At 39.8% G+C, this 16,054-nt stretch carries 15 protein-coding genes; 8 read left to right on the top strand and 7 right to left on the bottom strand.

Going from position 1 to position 16,054, the window contains the following annotated elements:
- Window positions 1-22 precede the first annotated feature (22 nt).
- Together larE and hrmK are read right to left on the bottom strand one after the other, a co-directional pair.
- The gene (gene larE, locus FJR11_RS22330; protein ID WP_168507718.1) at window positions 23-847 is read right to left on the bottom strand and encodes an ATP-dependent sacrificial sulfur transferase LarE; all 825 of its coding nucleotides are present in this window, start codon (window positions 845-847) and stop codon (window positions 23-25) included.
- Between the two features lie 182 nt (window positions 848-1,029).
- A complete protein-coding gene (gene hrmK / locus FJR11_RS22335) occupies window positions 1,030-2,868 on the bottom strand; it encodes a hybrid histidine kinase/response regulator HrmK (RefSeq protein ID WP_168507720.1) in 1,839 nt (612 codons plus the stop codon).
- Between the two features lie 206 nt (window positions 2,869-3,074).
- Here hrmK and FJR11_RS22340 point away from each other — a divergent pair, with 206 nt between their 5' ends.
- Window positions 3,075-3,953, top strand: a complete 879-nt coding sequence (locus FJR11_RS22340; RefSeq protein ID WP_168507722.1) for a branched-chain amino acid ABC transporter permease — start codon at window positions 3,075-3,077, stop codon at window positions 3,951-3,953.
- Between the two features lie 21 nt (window positions 3,954-3,974).
- Here FJR11_RS22340 and psaX read toward each other — a convergent pair whose 3' ends face one another.
- Window positions 3,975-4,094, bottom strand: coding sequence for a photosystem I protein PsaX (gene psaX / locus FJR11_RS22345; RefSeq protein ID WP_096663287.1), 120 nt, complete (start codon window positions 4,092-4,094; stop codon window positions 3,975-3,977).
- A 190-nt stretch (window positions 4,095-4,284) separates the two neighbouring features.
- Window positions 4,285-5,181, bottom strand: a complete 897-nt coding sequence (gene lipA / locus FJR11_RS22350) for a lipoyl synthase (RefSeq protein WP_168507724.1) — start codon at window positions 5,179-5,181, stop codon at window positions 4,285-4,287.
- Window positions 5,182-5,514: 333 nt separating this feature from the next.
- Here lipA and FJR11_RS22355 point away from each other — a divergent pair, with 333 nt between their 5' ends.
- Together FJR11_RS22355 and FJR11_RS22360 are read left to right on the top strand one after the other, a co-directional pair.
- Window positions 5,515-6,093: a response regulator gene (locus FJR11_RS22355; protein ID WP_168507726.1), complete on the top strand. Its 579-nt coding sequence runs from the start codon at window positions 5,515-5,517 to the stop codon at window positions 6,091-6,093.
- Window positions 6,094-6,256: 163 nt separating this feature from the next.
- Window positions 6,257-7,567 (top strand): response regulator, encoded by a 1,311-nt coding sequence (locus FJR11_RS22360; protein ID WP_168507728.1) that lies wholly within the window; start codon window positions 6,257-6,259, stop codon window positions 7,565-7,567.
- A gap of 133 nt (window positions 7,568-7,700) precedes the next feature.
- On the opposite strand, the gene FJR11_RS22365 is transcribed toward FJR11_RS22360, so the two are convergent.
- The 3 genes from FJR11_RS22365 to FJR11_RS23685 all read right to left on the bottom strand — a co-directional run bounded on the left by FJR11_RS22365 (window position 7,701) and on the right by FJR11_RS23685 (window position 10,142).
- Window positions 7,701-9,263, bottom strand: a complete 1,563-nt coding sequence (locus tag FJR11_RS22365) for an NAD(P)H-quinone oxidoreductase subunit N (RefSeq protein ID WP_168507730.1) — start codon at window positions 9,261-9,263, stop codon at window positions 7,701-7,703.
- A gap of 235 nt (window positions 9,264-9,498) precedes the next feature.
- Complete coding sequence (locus FJR11_RS22370; RefSeq protein ID WP_168507732.1) at window positions 9,499-9,852, bottom strand: MarR family transcriptional regulator; 354 nt, start codon at window positions 9,850-9,852, stop codon at window positions 9,499-9,501.
- On the bottom strand, window positions 9,849-10,142 hold the full coding sequence (locus tag FJR11_RS23685) for a DUF6516 family protein (protein ID WP_168507734.1): 294 nt from the start codon (window positions 10,140-10,142) through the stop codon (window positions 9,849-9,851). The genes FJR11_RS22370 and FJR11_RS23685 overlap by 4 nt, the downstream gene beginning before the upstream one ends.
- A 280-nt stretch (window positions 10,143-10,422) precedes the next feature.
- On the opposite strand from FJR11_RS23685, the gene FJR11_RS22380 reads away from it, so the two are divergent.
- The 5 genes from FJR11_RS22380 (at window position 10,423) to FJR11_RS22405 (ending at window position 16,013) form a co-directional block, all read left to right on the top strand.
- Window positions 10,423-10,623 carry a hypothetical protein gene (locus FJR11_RS22380; RefSeq protein ID WP_168507736.1) on the top strand — a complete coding sequence of 67 codons (201 nt, stop codon included), beginning with the start codon at window positions 10,423-10,425 and terminating at the stop codon, window positions 10,621-10,623.
- Window positions 10,614-11,015: a type II toxin-antitoxin system VapC family toxin gene (locus FJR11_RS22385; protein ID WP_168507738.1), complete on the top strand. Its 402-nt coding sequence runs from the start codon at window positions 10,614-10,616 to the stop codon at window positions 11,013-11,015. The genes FJR11_RS22380 and FJR11_RS22385 overlap by 10 nt, the downstream gene beginning before the upstream one ends.
- A 455-nt stretch (window positions 11,016-11,470) precedes the next feature.
- Window positions 11,471-14,116, top strand: a complete 2,646-nt coding sequence (gene topA, locus FJR11_RS22390) for a type I DNA topoisomerase (protein WP_168507740.1) — start codon at window positions 11,471-11,473, stop codon at window positions 14,114-14,116.
- Between the two features lie 449 nt (window positions 14,117-14,565).
- Window positions 14,566-15,009 (top strand): type II 3-dehydroquinate dehydratase, encoded by a 444-nt coding sequence (gene aroQ, locus FJR11_RS22400; RefSeq protein ID WP_168507743.1) that lies wholly within the window; start codon window positions 14,566-14,568, stop codon window positions 15,007-15,009.
- 101 nt (window positions 15,010-15,110) lie between these two features.
- The gene (locus FJR11_RS22405; RefSeq protein WP_168507745.1) at window positions 15,111-16,013 is read left to right on the top strand and encodes an ADP-ribosylglycohydrolase family protein; all 903 of its coding nucleotides are present in this window, start codon (window positions 15,111-15,113) and stop codon (window positions 16,011-16,013) included.
- The last annotated feature ends 41 nt before the right edge of the window (window positions 16,014-16,054 follow it).

Here is a 16,054-nt window from a genome sequence, read left to right on the forward strand (position 1 = left end):
AGGGGGTTTTGTTTTTGGTTTGTTATTTCCTCAAAGCGACTTCAGGTAAAACCTGATTTAATTTACCACTACGATAACCTTCTAAATCTAAGGTGACATAGATAAATCCCCAAGTTTGAAATGCAGCTACTAGAGTTGGTAAATCTGTCGTCATCACAAAATCTTTAATTTTATCTGGTGATAATTCAATTCTGGCTGTATCACCTTCGCAACGAACTCGTAAATTTTGCCAACCCAGGTTTCGTAAATAAATTTCTGCTCTTCCTACTCGTTGTAATTTGGCTATGGTAATTTCTTCACCGTAGGGAAAGCGCGAACTTAAACAGGGTTGAGCAGGTTTATCCCACCAAGGTAAACCGAGTTGTTGGGAAATTTGCCGAACTTCGGCTTTGGTAACACCGATTTCTGCTAAAGGAGATCGCGCACCTCTTTCTTTTGCAGCTTGAATTCCGGGACGATAATCATGTAAATCGTCTGCATTTACACCATCCACCACATAGGGATAACCCAACTCTAAAGCCAAGGGTTTAAGAGTATCGTGTAATTCGCTTTTGCAAAAATAACAACGATTGACTGGGTTAGATGTGTAATTGGGATTGTCCATTTCCTGTGTTTGGACAATTTTATGAGATATTCCGATAGTTGCGGCTTGAATTTTCGCGTCTTCTAATTCTTCTGGTAATAGAGAAGGAGAAACCGCAGTTACAGCCAAAGCGCGATCACCTAACACATCATAAGCAATCTTAGCTACTAGTGTACTATCAACTCCCCCAGAATAGGCTATTAAAGCCTGCTCCATTTCTGTAAATAACTCTTTTAACTGCTCTAGTTTTTCTGTCCAACTCATCCGACTAAAACCCCATAACGCCTAACCACTTCTATTTTAGTCATCCTCGTTCCCATACAACAAATATTGTCTTAATCAGGATGCCCAAGATTAAAGGATTTTCAGGATATTTAGAATTAACTAATTAAATTAACAAATCAGAGACAAATAATCTAAAAAATTATCTTGTAAATCCCTAAATCCTATAAATCCTGATTCTGACAAATAATTTGACTATATTTAGCTATCAGACTGGCTAAAAGTTGTAAATCAATCGGTTTGGAAATATACTCATTGACACCAGCAGCTAGACAAGTTTCTCTATCTCCTTTCATTGCCATTGCTGTTTGAGCAATAATCGGTATATGTTTATATTTGGGGTTTTCTCGTAATTGCTGCACTAAATTTAAACCATTGGCATCAGGTAGACTCACATCCATTAAAATCACTGCTGGTTCGATTTCTTGGAGATTAGTCAACATTTCCGCGCCATTTTTCACCCAATTTACTTGATATCCTAATCTTTTCAAATAAATTCCCATTAATTCCCCATTGGGTAAATCATCTTCTACCAGCAAAATTACTGGTGGGGAAGTCATAGTGTCATTAGCGCAAGGATGACTTACTATCTCTAAATCATATTCTGCTGTTGTTTCTATTGCTGCTAAAACTTTTCCTGTGGGCTTGATTGGCAATAAAATACTAAAACGAGAACCTTGATTAACTACAGATTCTAACTCCAAACAACCACCATGAATTTCTGCCAATTTTTGAGTCACTACTAAGCCTAAACCTGTGCCTTCATTACGACCTGCTGCGGGGTTAACTACTTGACTATAGGGTCGAAATAGTCGAGATTGATCTTCGTCAGAGATACCTGTACCAGTATCCCAAACTGTAAACCGCAAAAATCCGTCTTGATTAGCAATCAGCAACCCAACAGTGCCTTTTGTGGTAAACTTAACTGCATTGAAGAGTAAATTCAACAGCATTTGCTTAAGTCGCAAAGGATCAGCTATCAAATTTTTAACATCTGCCTCCATTTCTAAACGCAGTGTTAAACCTTTATGCGCTGCTTTCTCTTTCACTAAAGCTAAAACATTCCGGCACAAGGTAGAAACATCGACAATTTCCCATTGTACTTCTAGCTGATTAGCTTCAATTTTTGAGAGATCCAAAATATCATTAATCAGCCCTAGTAAATGCTTACCGCTAGATTGGATAATATGTAAATACTCTTGATGACGGGCTTTGTCAGGTTCATAACCCTGCGCTAATAACAGATGAGTAAAACCAATAATCGAACTCAGGGGTGTGCGGATTTCGTGACTGGTATTAGCCAAAAACTGATTTTTAAGTTGATTAGTGCGTTCTAGTTCCTGATTAAAATTAGCTAACTGTTGACAATGTTGCTGCCAAGATTGTATTTGTCGAAGTTGTACTAAAGCTGCACGACAATTTTCGACAGTTTTTGTAATCAATTGCAATTTTAGAGGAGCAAAGGCATCCTTGAATAACCTGCAATCAAATGAAAAACTGCTTGTATTGATCATCAACCATCCTTTTACACCCCTACTATCCTCAAATAAATACCAAGCACTTTGGTATTCTTGAGTCTCCATTTGCTCTAAATCTTTAAGTTTAATAGATTTATTGACTCTCAGAGTTAGCTTTTTCCCAGTTTGAGGTATTACCTCTAAATTGGGAGTCAATGATGGTGAATGGGCAATATAGGAGATTTGACCAACTGTTTGCTGTGGTTCAAATAGGGCAATGCCTACGATACACTGGGTAAACCCAATGAGACTATCACTTAAACCTTTATGAAGTTCATTGACAACGATTTGCAAAATTTCCGCTTCTGTAGCCATTCCTGATGAGTTCGTAGTAGCCACAGAAATTAGATAATCTTTGAGGCGAATCTGCAACTTATTCAGGGTGGTTTCTAGCCACAACTGATACCGCAAATGTTCAATTGTTGACAAAAGTGGCTTGCTGTCTATTTGTGAGTTTCGTTCTGGTAAGCTTGAAGATTGCTGCATGGTCAACTAGACCGCTCAAAAAAATGTTCTGCCCACACATAAAAATGTAAACAGTATTTATGTATATTAACTTACGAATGCCTTTTATATATAACTCATAATTGGTAGTGATGAATGTGACGAAGATCCCAAAAATCATTGAATAAAATCACTTACTACCCATTTTCTTAACAGCAACTTCATAACTTCACAGTAACTTCATAATTATGGATATACAACTTGTACAACAATTTGCTCAATTAATCATCAATGGTATTGCCGTTGGTAGCATTATTGCCCTAGCAGCGGTCGGACTGACCTTAACCTATGGGATTTTACGGTTATCTAATTTTGCCCACGGTGATTTTCTGACATTGGGAGCTTATTTGACCCTCATGGTCAATGGTATGGGTCTAAATATTTGGCTGTCAATGATTGTCGCTGCCTTGGGAACAGTCGGGGGAATGTTACTAGCGGAAAAATTGCTGTGGTCGAAAATGCGGTCTATCCGTGCTAGTTCGACAACTCTGATCATTATCTCTATTGGTCTGGCTTTATTCCTTCGCAATGGGATTATTTTTCTCTGGGGAGGTAAAAACCAAAATTATAATTTGCCTGTGATTCCGGCTTTAGAATTTGGGACATTAAGAGTACCGCAAAATCAATTATTGGTACTGGGATTAGCTATTTTAGCCATTTTATCCCTTCACTACTTGCTGCAAAATACCAAAATTGGTAAAGCAATGCGGGCAGTGGCTGATGATTTAGATTTAGCTAGAGTCTCTGGTATTAATGTTGATCGAGTAATTCTATGGACTTGGGTAATTGCTGGGACATTCACATCTTTAGGTGGCAGTATGTACGGGCTAATTACGGCTGTGCGCCCAAATATGGGCTGGTTTCTGATTTTACCCTTATTTGCTTCGGTAATTTTGGGAGGTATCGGGAATCCTTACGGAGCGATCGCCGCAGCCTTTATTATTGGTATTGCCCAGGAAGTTAGCACTCCTTGGCTAGGTTCACAGTATAAACAAGGTGTCGCCCTATTGATCATGATTTTGGTGCTGCTCATTCGCCCCAAGGGTTTATTCAAAGGCACGATTTGAGCAGCACCAGTCTACTTCTAACTATTCAATGATGTGGAAGTAGTAAGCTGCTACCAAAAAGTTCACAGCCAAAAGTAGCAATGCCCAACCAGTACGGAAAACGTAGGAAGGTTTAGCAGCAGGTTTGCCTTTAGCAGTCATAAGCGGTTCTCCTAATTTAGTGACTTTTTAAGAAATACCAAACTCATGCGCCAATTTTGCAAATTCTTTAAAAATGTTTTTGTAAGGTTGGTCAGTTGTCCGTTGTCCGTTGTCAGTGGACAATTTTCTTCTTCCCCCTGCTCCCTGCTCCCTGCTCCCTACTCCCTGCCCCCTACAACCCCTACACCCCTCATTCCTCCCCGGCGTGGTAGGAACTGCGAACCAGGGGACCGGAACGGACGTGATTAAATCCCATGTCTTTGGCTATATTACCGAGTTCTGTAAATTCGGCTGGTGTCCAATATTTTTTAACGGGTAGATGATCTAAAGAAGGGCGCATATATTGGCCAATAGTGAGGCGATCGCATTTCACAGATCGTAAATCCGCCATTGTCTCAATCAATTCCTCTATTGTTTCTCCATGTCCCACCATCACACCTGACTTTGTAGGAATCATGGAATTAAATTCTTTAACTGTCGCTAATACAGCCAAAGAGCGGTCATATTTTGCCCCTCGGCGCACGGTTGGGGTTAACCTGCGGACTGTTTCGACATTATGGTTAAAACAAGCTGGTTGAGCCTTGGCAATCATCTCTAGGCTATGACGTTGGCTGGCTACACCCCCACTACCCCAAAAATCTGATGTCAGTACCTCAAGTTGAGTTTCGGGGTTGATGTGGCGGATAGTCTCCATTGTTCTCACAAAATGGCTTGCGCCCCCATCAGCCAAGTCATCACGGGCTACAGAAGTTAACACCACATACCGCAATCCTAAAAGCTGTACTGATTCAGCTACCTTTTGCGGTTCTTCCTCATCTAAAGCCATGGGGGCATGACCTTTATCTACTTGACAAAAAGCACAGGCGCGGGTACAAGTTGGCCCCATTAATAAAAAAGTCGCCGTTTTTTGGGCGTAGCATTCACCCCGATTCGGACAACGCCCTTCTTCACAAATTGTGTGAATTTGTCGCTGCTTAATGATACGTTGGACAGTAGAGATTTCACTAGCTTTGCCAATGGGGCGACGCAACCAGCTAGGCATAGTCATAATTTCTGACTTCATATCAACTTGTTGTGGAGAATTCATATAGTGATTTGTTAGTTAGGTAAGAGGTAAAAGTCAAGAAGGAGTAATTATGAATTACATTGGCGTAGTGTGGCGGAAACCATACCCCTAATCGGCAACTTGGGTGAAGAAGTTTTTAACAGCACAGGATGTTAGTGATGTGTAGTCTACACAACTATGATACAAATTGATGAGAACGTCAGTAGAAGTTTCCTACAACACTTGTGTTTTTGAAATTTCCACCAGAAAATCCTCTTTCCCAATCTACATAAATTTTGGATATAGTGAGAGAATTCTTAAGAGCAATCGGCAATCAGCCATCTAAACATAAAATTTTTAGTAGAGTAATCAGTTGTGGCAAGTAACAAAATTTTAGTTATTGACGACACTACCGTTGTCAGAGTAAAAGTACGAGAAATGTTACCTCCGGGTAATTTTGAGGTAATCGAAGCAAAGGATGGGTTGGAAGGATACAATCTGATCCTCAAGGAAAAGGTTAGCTTGATCATGCTAGATTTTCTGTTGCCGAAAATGAGTGGTTGGGAAGTTTTTCAAAACATTCAGGCACAACCAGAGTTGCGGAAAATTCCTTTGGTGATCATGTCAGGCCGTAAGGAAGAGGTAACAGAAAAACTCATAGAACCATTTGAATATTTTGAATTTTTGGGCAAACCTTTTGATCAAAAGCAACTGATTGGGGCTATTAAGTCAGCAATGGTTAAGTCCAAAATTCCGCGCCCAGACTTAATCACACCCCCAGTTACTCCTGCAAACCAACAAGCTACCCCAGTTATAACTGCTGTTAATACAGTAGATTCATCCGCTGAAATAAATTTACTAAATGATAAAGTTGTCAAGATGCAAGTAGAAATTGATAGCTTGAAAAAACAGCTTAATCAAATTGTGACTTTTATTAAACAGAAAATTAAGTAGTTTTGTTTTTAATAATTATTCTTGCCGTCTAAAATCCTCAGTCTGATAGAATATAGATTGAGCAATGCTAGGTTTTACTTAGCTAAAAAACGGCAGGATTTTTTTGTCATTTGTCCGATTAGTTAGTTTGAGTTTTACTACTGTATGACTCTTAATAAGAAGCATGACTACTATACAAGAAAATAGTTTAATTTTAGTAGTGGATGACAGCTACACCAATTTGCTAATTATTTCTGATTTACTAAAGTATTCAGGATTTGATGTTTCTATAGCTAGTGACGGAGAAAGTGCTTTACAACAGGTTGAATGTAAACCACCTGATTTAATTTTATTAGATTTGGTGATGCCAGGGATAGATGGGTTTGAAATTTGTAAAAGATTGAAGAGTAACCCCACCACTAGCGATATTCCAGTAATTTTTATGACTGGTATGGCCGATACAGATAGCAAGGTTAAGGGTTTTGAATTAGGTGCAGTAGATTACATTATTAAGCCTTTTCAGGCGACGGAAGTATTAGCCCGGCTTAAAACCCATTTACAATTACGAAATTTAACAAAAACATTGGAGTTTAGAGTTGCTGCAAAGACATCGGAACTTACTAAAGCATTAGCAGAATTACAAGCATCTCAAGCCCAACTTGTCCAGAAAGAAAAAATGTCTGCTTTGGGGAATTTAGTGGCTGGAGTAGCCCATGAAATTAATAATCCTTTAGGATTTATTGCGGGAAATTTGCAACCTGCTATAGAACATATACAGGATTTGCTTCATATTATTGATCTTTATCAAAGTTACTATCCCCAGCCTATTCCCGAATTACAAGCAGAAATATCAGATATTGATCTAGATTTTATCCGTGATGATTTACCTAGTTTGATTGCTTCTATGCAGGAAGGTGTACTCAGAATTCGGGATATTACTACCAGTTTAAGAACATTTTCTAGGGGAGATAAAGATCGCCAAGTTCTTTGCAATATTCATGATTGTATTAATAGTACCTTAATTATTCTCAAACACCGTTTAAAATCTACTGCTAATCGTCCCGATATTCAAGTAATTAAAAACTATGCTAAATTACCGCTAATACAATGCTTTAGTGGGCCATTAAACCAAGTATTTATGAATATATTAGCTAATTCCATTGATGCTATTGACGAATCTAATTATGGACGGACATTAGAAAATATTTTAGCAAATCCTAACAAAATAGATATTCAAACTAATCTCAGTGAAGATGGTAATTCTGTAATTATTGAAATTAAAGATAATGGAGTCGGGATGTCACCGACAACTCAAGAAAAAATATTTGAGCATTTATTTACTACCAAAGCTGTAGGACAAGGTACAGGTTTAGGTTTATCAATTGTCAAAGAAATAATTATCGTCAAACATGGAGGTAATATCGAAGTAAATTCTGTAGTAGGAAAAGGTTCGGAATTTGTGATTACTTTACCAATTAATAACAAAAATGGGTAATTGGGGACTGGGGACTGGGGACTGGGGACTGGGGATTGGGGACTGGGAAGGGGGAATATTTATTGCCTATTCCCTTTTACCAATTACCAATTACCCATTACCAATCACCCATTACCCATTAGTTAGGAATAAACTAAAATTCCTGTGGCTGTTGATTTGTAATCACACTCACTTGTGTACTGGCAACTTTTGCTGCTTGTAACATCGGAGTGTTAGTAACGGAATTGTTAGCCAAAGTAAACAAGGGATTAGATAAAATTCCAGAGATAGTAGTAGCTATTAAAGTTACTATCAAACCCACTTGTAAAGGTCTAAGTCCTGGTAAATCCCAACGAACTTGGGGATAATTCTTAACTACGTCGGACATTTCTTGTGGTTCTTTAACTACCATCATCTTCACTACACGAATGTAGTAATAGATGGAAACCACACTGGTAACTAAACCAAGTAAAACTAACCAGTAAAGACCAGCTTGCCAACCTGCCCAAAATAGGTAAATTTTCCCGAAAAATCCAGCTAGTGGGGGAATACCACCCAAGGATAATAGGGAAATGCTCAAGCCTAATGTCAGGAGAGGGTCTTTTTGATACAAGCCAGAGTATTCAGAAATTTGGTCTGTTCCTGTTCGCAGAGAGAACAATACCACACAGGTAAAGCCGCAGAGGTTCATAAACAGGTATACCAGTAGATAGAAAATCATACTGGAATAGCCAGCATCAGTTCCCGCAATTAAGCCAATCATCACAAAGCCAGCTTGGGCAATAGATGAATAAGCTAACATCCGTTTCATGCTTGTTTGAGCTAGGGCAACAACGTTACCCAAAATCATACTCAGGACTGCAAGGGCGGTGAAAACAAATCTCCACTCATCTGCCACGATAGGGAAAACGGTGGTTAAGAGGCGGATAGCCAGGGCAAATCCTGCGGCTTTAGAACCAACGGATAAAAAGGCAATTACTGGAGTTGGTGCGCCTTCATAAACGTCCGGGGCCCATTGGTGGAAGGGGGCGGCGGAAATCTTGAAACCAATACCCGCAATTACGAAAACTAGGGCAATTACTAAACCTAGAGATTGACCAACATTTGCTGTGGCGATACCATTAGCGATCGCACTTAGTTCTGTTTGTCCACCGGATAAACCATACAGCAGGGAGACACCATACAAAAATACCGCTGTACTGGAAGCACCAATTAACAGGTATTTCAACGCTGCTTCATTGGAACGGGGGTCACGTTTTGTATAACCTGTCAACAAATAAGAGGAAATACTCAGGGCTTCTAGGGAGATGAAAATCATCACCAACTCATTAGCACCGGATAAAAACATTCCTCCCAAAGTCGCCGTCATCAAAATGGCGATAAATTCGGCTAAAGGCGTGCCACTTTGTTCGACGTAGCGAATTGACATTAATATTGTTGACATTGCTGACAGGGCGATAATCCCCCGAAAGACAATACTCAGATCATCGCCATTAAAACTACCAGTAAAGGCAATGGGGTTAGTTGTATCCCATTGGAAGTATAGAGCGATAATCGCGGCTGTTAAACCAGCGATCGCTAGATATGCAATCCAGCGAGCAGATGTCCGTCCCAAAATCAAATCAACAATCAAAACCCCCAAGAGGGTGATCATGACGATTCCCTCTGGTAAAATCGTTCCAGCATTTAACTGGGATGCAAAATTAGCAAAATCCATGAGATATATAGGTTTTAGCGATTAAACATTAGAGATAACACAAGTTTATTCTATCCATACTTCTTGACTAAAATTGCATTGATCTTTCTATCTTTAACAGTTGGAAATTTATATATTTGATTTTAACTATCCGCAAATGTACGGCAATAACTCAAAATAAACGGTCGAGTATATAACTGAACTGTTCAGCGTGGGGCGATTTTCTTGAAAGAGTTAATACCGTTTTTTCAAATTCTCACGCTGCTTTCGCTAGTGGCATGAATATTTCAATGGCTTCAAACGGTACAGATATTTTGTCTTCTTCTGTCCGTTCAATTAATCCGAGTTCTTCCAGTCTATTTACGTCTGTGTGTACGTTTGAATAGTTTCTTTCGGCTGTTTTTGCCAGCGCGTAAATACTGCATGGCCCTGTTTTGCTTAAAGTATCAAGCAAATCAAGTCGAGCAGGCGTTAGTTCGCTAAAAAGTGATTTTGCAGATTCAAAGGAAAGTCTAAAATTTACTGGCTTTCCAATTTCGGAGTCTTTAATTTGTTGACGAGCGGCTCGGATTGCAGAACCACGCTTGGCTACTTCAATAATTGCTTTCATGATTCACTCCAGGTTTCAATGTCTCTTTCAAAATCGTCAAGCAATTTATCAATGCTTGTGAATTTGTAATCTATTTCATGTGAGTTTATATGTTTATGATCTCCTTTTCCGCGTTCGTTGTCATATCTAATTCTACATTTTCCATTCTGCCCGTAAAATAATCTGTATTTGTATTTATGTGTGCTTGGTGGTGTTGGCTCTGGTAATTCCCATATAACCACCTCGACGATTGATCCGTCGTCATTAACTTCTTTTGCTTTGGCGATTAGAGTGGCCTTCATATATTGCATTTTAGCAATATATTTAACTTCTGTCGAGTAGCAATATTATGGGACGAAGGATGGGCAAGCGATCGCACTAAATTTTTTTTAAAATAGTAACAGTAGCATAATAATTACCAAAGCAATCCTAAAGGCTTTGCGGTATTGCGATCGCTATGTTTGACAACCAAGAAAAAGGAAATAAGCGATCGCTTATTTCCGTCGCTAACTACTATACTTCAAACATGAGCCATAATAAATGAAGCCAAAACTCTATGAACTACCTACCCACTACCAAAAAGTTTGACCTATGCTGATCCAGAAGATAGTTGAAGAACTGCAAGATATACCCGAAGAGAAATTAGCCCAACTATACAATATCATTCACTACTTTCGACTAGGTTTAAATCAAGAACGTAGACAACCCCGAACCCCTGGGTTATTAAAAGGAAAACTTAGCGAAGCTTTTTTTGAACCACTACCGGAAGAGGAACTCCAGCAATGGGAATAAGCTACCTAATTGATACTCATATACTATTATGGTGGCTTTTTGATGACCCAAAACTTGACAACACCTGTCGAAAAATTATTAGTAATCCAGATCACCGTATTTTTGTTAGTAGTGTTTCTGCTTGGGAAATTGCAACTAAATACCGCATCGGAAAACTACCGGAAGCAAAAGAAATTGTGGAGCAATATTCACAGATATTAGATCAAGCAAGATTTATCGAACTTACTATTACTTCAGCCCATGCACTCAGAGCAGGAAATCTACCAATTACCCATAGAGATCCCTTTGATCGGATGATTATGGCTCAAGCTGAGTTGGAAATATTACCTCTGATTACTTATGATAAAGCCTTTCAGACGGGGCTAATTCAGATTATTCCTGAAAGTAAGTAAGAATATCATCAGGTATTAAGACGCTCATAATCAAGTTTGCAGTTGTAATTTATATAACTTTATCACTTCTTCATGTATAAGTTAGTTTTAACGTAACAACTATAAAAAAATGGCAAATTGGGAAAATTAAGCTAATTTAAAATTATTTATTTCCCCAACCCTTAACAACTGTGAGTCTTGTACCATTAAATTCCAGGAATATTTTACAAACTATCGTCGCCAACTATGTACTAGATCAGTTAAAGATGGAAATAAGGGACTATTAACCCTCAAAGGTTGCTTTTCCCGTTCTCAAAAGAATCACTGTACCTAAAAATTGAGGAATTTCCCCCCTGTTAGGCAGTTTGTGTAAGTATAAAATCACTGCTTAGGCGTGATATTTCATCTTGACATTTCGCAAAAATTAACTCAACTTAACTATTTAGCTGCATAGCTATTATTCTTTTTAAATTTCCATGTCAATTCTCGTTATCGTCGAATCTCCCACAAAAGCGCGCACCATTCGCAACTACCTACCAAAAGACTATCTGGTAGAAGCCTCAATGGGTCATGTCCGTGACCTACCCCAGTCGGCTAGTGAAATTCCCGCAGCCGTCAAAGGAGAAAAATGGGCGCAGCTTGGGGTCAATGTAGAAGCCGACTTTGAACCGATTTATGTCGTTCCCAAAGACAAAAAGAAAATTGTCACTCAGCTTAAAGAAGCCCTCAAAGGCGCAACTGAACTGATTTTAGCTACAGACGAAGACCGAGAAGGGGAAAGCATTAGTTGGCATTTATACCAATTGCTCAAACCCAAAGTCCCGACAAAGCGCATGGTATTTCACGAAATTACCAAAGAAGCCATTCAAAAAGCTTTGAAAGACTGCCGTAACATTGATGAGCAGGTAGTTCGCGCCCAAGAAACCCGGCGAATTTTAGATAGATTAGTAGGATATACCCTATCGCCACTGCTGTGGAAAAAAATTGCCTGGGGGTTATCCGCTGGACGAGTGCAATCTGTAGCAGTGCGATTATTAGTTACTAGAGAACGTCAACGTCGGGCTTTCCATGAAGGTGCATACTGGGATTTAAAAGCCAGTTTAGAACAGGAAAAAAGTCCATTTAGCGCAGTTCTGGTAACTCTTGGCGGCACGAAAGTTGCTACAGGCAGTGATTTTGACTCGACAACAGGCAGAATTACTGCTGGGCGCAATGTCGTCTTACTCAACGAAGAACAAGCAGAAGCCCTAAAAGCCCGCCTAGAAGGGAAACCTTGGACAGTGGCGGACATGGAAGAACGTCCCGTCACCCGCAAACCAGCGCCACCGTTCACAACTTCCACACTGCAACAAGAATCTAACCGCAAATTGCGCTTATCGGCACGGGATACGATGCGGGTGGCACAGAATTTGTATGAGCAAGGGTATATTACCTATATGCGAACAGATTCGGTGCATCTATCTGACCAAGCGATTACCGCCGCCCGTGCTTGTGTAGAACAAAAATACGGGAAACAATATCTTAGTCCCCAGCCTCGGCAATACACCACCAAGTCTAAAGGCGCACAAGAAGCTCACGAAGCCATTCGTCCCGCTGGTAGCAGTTTCCGCACCCCCCAAGACACCGGCTTAGGTGGACGAGAATTTGCTGTCTATGATTTGATTTGGAAGCGTACCGTCGCCTGTCAAATGGCTGACTCTCGCCAAACTCAAGTTACTGTGCAAATTCAAGTTGAAGACGCTGGTTTTCGTTCCTCTGGTAAGCGCATAGATTTTCCCGGCTACCTCCGCGCCTATGTCGAAGGTTCTGATGATCCTGAAGCCGCTTTAGAAGATCAAGAAGTAATTCTACCTGCTCTTAAAGTTGGTGATCATCCTAAATGTAATGAACTGGAAGCAGTGGGACACGAAACCCAACCTCCCGCCCGTTACACTGAAGCAACTTTGGTGAAAACCTTAGAAAGTGAAGGTATTGGTCGTCCTAGTACCTACGCCAGCATTATTGGCACAATCATTGATAAAGATTATGCCCAATTGGTAAATAATGCCCTAATTCCCACTTTCACCGCTTTCGCTGTGACTGATTTACTGGAAAAACATTTTCCAGATATTGTTGACCCTAGTTTTACTTCTAAAATGGAGCAAACCTTGGATGAAATTTCCACAGGTGAAGCGCAATGGCTACCATACTTAAAGAAATTTTATCTTGGTGAACAAGGTTTAGAAACTTTAGTGCGGGAACGGGAAACCGAAATTGATGCTAGTAAAGCTAGAACTGTAGAATTAGAAAATTTAGATGCTAAAGTCCGCATTGGTAAATATGGGCCTTACATCGAAGTTACCAATGGTGAGGAAGTAATTACCGCTTCTATCCCTAAAAACCTGACTCCGGCTGACCTGAACCCCAAACAGGTGGAAATCCTGCTCAAACAAAAAATTTCCGGACCTGACCAACTTGGTCGTCACCCCGAAACTGGAGAACCAATTTATATCAAACTTGGTACTTATGGTCCCTACGTTCAGTTAGGCGATAAAACTGAGGAAAATCCTAAACCCAAACAAGCTTCTTTGCTCAAAGGTGTGACATCGGAAACGGTCACTTTAGATATGGCTGTGGGTCTATTATCCCTCCCCCGTGCCTTGGGAACTCATCCAGAAACTGGTGGCAAAGTTCAAGCTAGTTTAGGAAGATTTGGCCCCTATGTTGTTCATGATCAAGGGAAAGAGGGGAAAGATTACCGTTCTCTAAAATCCACGGATAATGTCTTGACAATTTCCTTGAATCGTGCTTTAGAATTATTGGCAGAACCCAAAAAAGGACGTGCGGCCAGCAAGAGTAAGTCTAAAGAAGCTTTACGGGAGTTGGGTACACATCCAGAAGATGATTCACCAATCAATATCTATGATGGACCCTATGGGCCTTACATTAAACACGGGAAAACTAATGTCAGCATTCCTGAAGGTGAATCAGTAGAAAATATTACGTTATCTACCGCTATTGAATTACTTTCAGCCAAAGCATCTACAAAATCTCCGCGCAAAACCACTAAATCAACTACTAAGTCAACAACTACTACTAAATCCACAGCTACTAGAGGAAAAAAGAAAGACGCAGCCAGTTAGAGTTAGGGAGCAGGGAGCAGGGGAAATTTTTTCTGTTTTCTTCCTCCTGATAACTGACCACTGACTCCCAAACTTCTATTCCTTATCACTAATTACCCATTACTAATTAAGGATGTGATAATCTAATAAGTAAGGCAGAACACAGAATTAAAATTTCCTAGTAGTCAATACCATACCGATGGAGATGTGTCAACCTTGTTATAGGCTAAAGGTGCGATAATACGCCAGTTTCTGCGACCCTGTTAAATAAAATTGAGGTAGTATCTCAGGAGCGGTCAGTTTAATGGATTATATAGAAAAGGTACTGGAAAAGCTGAAAGAATTAGCCCGGAAGTTAATTGATAGCCTGCTAGGTCCGGAGGGTGAACCGGAACCGGAACTGATTCCGATTCCTGTACATGAACGTTCTATGCGCCGTCGCTAAAATCCTGAAGGTGTGAGGGTTGAATTTGCCAGCTTTAAGTATTCTTGTATTGCACGGGCCAAATCTAAATTTGCTAGGACTCAGAGAACCTGGAATTTATGGTTCTTTAACTTTGGCAGAGATTAATCGCTTGTTAGAGTCCAAAGCTATGGAACTACAAGTAGAAATATTACCCGTGCAGTCAAATCATGAAGGGGTTTTAGTAGATGCTATTCACGGGGCATTAGGAAAACATCAGGGGATTGTTATTAATGCTGGGGCTTACACTCATACTAGTGTAGCTTTGCGAGATGCGATCGCTGCTGTTAATTTACCTACTGTCGAAGTACATCTAAGTAATATTTATCGTCGGGAAGATTTCCGCCATCATTCTTATATCGCACCAGTGGTAATTGGCCAAATTAGTGGCTTTGGCGCTCAAAGTTATTTGTTAGGCTTGCAAGCACTGGTGTACTCTTTAAGGCAGTAAGAGGTAAGAGGCAAAAGGCAAGAGGCAAGAGGCAAGAAAGAGTTATTTCAATTACCAATTACCAATTACCAATTACCAATTACCAATTACCAATTTAAATTATGCGTTATTCTCTCCTCAATCGGGTTAGGGGTGCTTTTTTAGGAGCTTTCTTAGGAGAGAGTTTATCTAACCCGAAGATTTGTAATTTGGGTAAAATTGCTGTTTTGGGTACGGAAAGTTTAATCAGTTTGGGTAAGTTAGATGTAGATGACTGGTTAAAACGTCAACAACAAGCAGGTATTGAATTAGAAACAAATATTAACTCCTGGGGACAAATCATTCTCGCTACATTACCAGTGGTGATCTTTTTTCATGAAAATCCTGTAAAAATGCGAGAAAATATTTTAGAACTGCTAAAAATATGCAACTGGCAATATGAGCCAGCTATAACAGATGCTAGTTTAATCCTAGGATATGCGATCGCTCAATCCCTCAATGAAAAACTTGATCCCCGCACCCTGATTTTAGAAATAGTTAGTTTTTTAGATAAAACATCAACTTCTACATCACAACAATTAATAAAAGTCAATGATTTATTAAAAAAAGGGGCGGGACTAGAAACAGCAGTCAGGGAATTGAGTAGTATGGCTACACCATACAAACTATCGGAAAAATTAACTAGCAATATTGGTTTAGCTTTTTACTGCTTTCTGAGTACCTTAGAAGACTTTTCCCTCACTGTATTACGAGCTAATCAAAATCAAGGTGTTACAGGTGCCATTGCTGGAGCATTATCAGGCGCATATAACAGTACAGTAGGTATACCTGTAAATTGGCAAAATTCTCCTGCACTCAACAACTCTCCGGGATGGGGAATTGACAGTTTTGAGCAGATGTTAAAGTTAACGGATACAATGATGGCGGTGTGGTCTGGAGTCTATGACTTTAGCGATAATTATGGCGAATTTGCAGAGACAGGATATACTATCTTTGCGGCTCCTCATATTATCCGTAGACGTTGAAGTGATGTCAGTAACCCAACTGGGCTTGCAAGAGTAATCAA

It is taken from the genome of Anabaena sp. UHCC 0187, assembly GCF_009712035.1.
Taxonomy (GTDB): Bacteria; Cyanobacteriota; Cyanobacteriia; order Cyanobacteriales; family Nostocaceae; genus Dolichospermum.

Bases quoted from the DNA above. Each gene is read 5' to 3' on its own strand.
- larE (WP_168507718.1), bottom strand. From the start codon at position 847: ATGAGTTGGACAGAAAAACTAGAGCAGTTAAAAGAGTTATTTACAGAA.
- hrmK (WP_168507720.1), bottom strand. From the start codon at position 2,868: ATGCAGCAATCTTCAAGCTTACCAGAACGAAACTCACAAATAGACAGC.
- FJR11_RS22340 (WP_168507722.1), top strand. From the start codon at position 3,075: ATGGATATACAACTTGTACAACAATTTGCTCAATTAATCATCAATGGT.
- psaX (WP_096663287.1), bottom strand. From the start codon at position 4,094: ATGACTGCTAAAGGCAAACCTGCTGCTAAACCTTCCTACGTTTTCCGT.
- lipA (WP_168507724.1), bottom strand. From the start codon at position 5,181: ATGAATTCTCCACAACAAGTTGATATGAAGTCAGAAATTATGACTATG.
- FJR11_RS22360 (WP_168507728.1), top strand. From the start codon at position 6,257: ATGACTACTATACAAGAAAATAGTTTAATTTTAGTAGTGGATGACAGC.
- FJR11_RS22365 (WP_168507730.1), bottom strand. From the start codon at position 9,263: ATGGATTTTGCTAATTTTGCATCCCAGTTAAATGCTGGAACGATTTTA.
- FJR11_RS22370 (WP_168507732.1), bottom strand. From the start codon at position 9,852: ATGAAAGCAATTATTGAAGTAGCCAAGCGTGGTTCTGCAATCCGAGCC.
- FJR11_RS23685 (WP_168507734.1), bottom strand. From the start codon at position 10,142: ATGCAATATATGAAGGCCACTCTAATCGCCAAAGCAAAAGAAGTTAAT.
- FJR11_RS22380 (WP_168507736.1), top strand. From the start codon at position 10,423: ATGCTGATCCAGAAGATAGTTGAAGAACTGCAAGATATACCCGAAGAG.
- FJR11_RS22385 (WP_168507738.1), top strand. From the start codon at position 10,614: ATGGGAATAAGCTACCTAATTGATACTCATATACTATTATGGTGGCTT.
- topA (WP_168507740.1), top strand. From the start codon at position 11,471: ATGTCAATTCTCGTTATCGTCGAATCTCCCACAAAAGCGCGCACCATT.
- FJR11_RS22405 (WP_168507745.1), top strand. From the start codon at position 15,111: ATGCGTTATTCTCTCCTCAATCGGGTTAGGGGTGCTTTTTTAGGAGCT.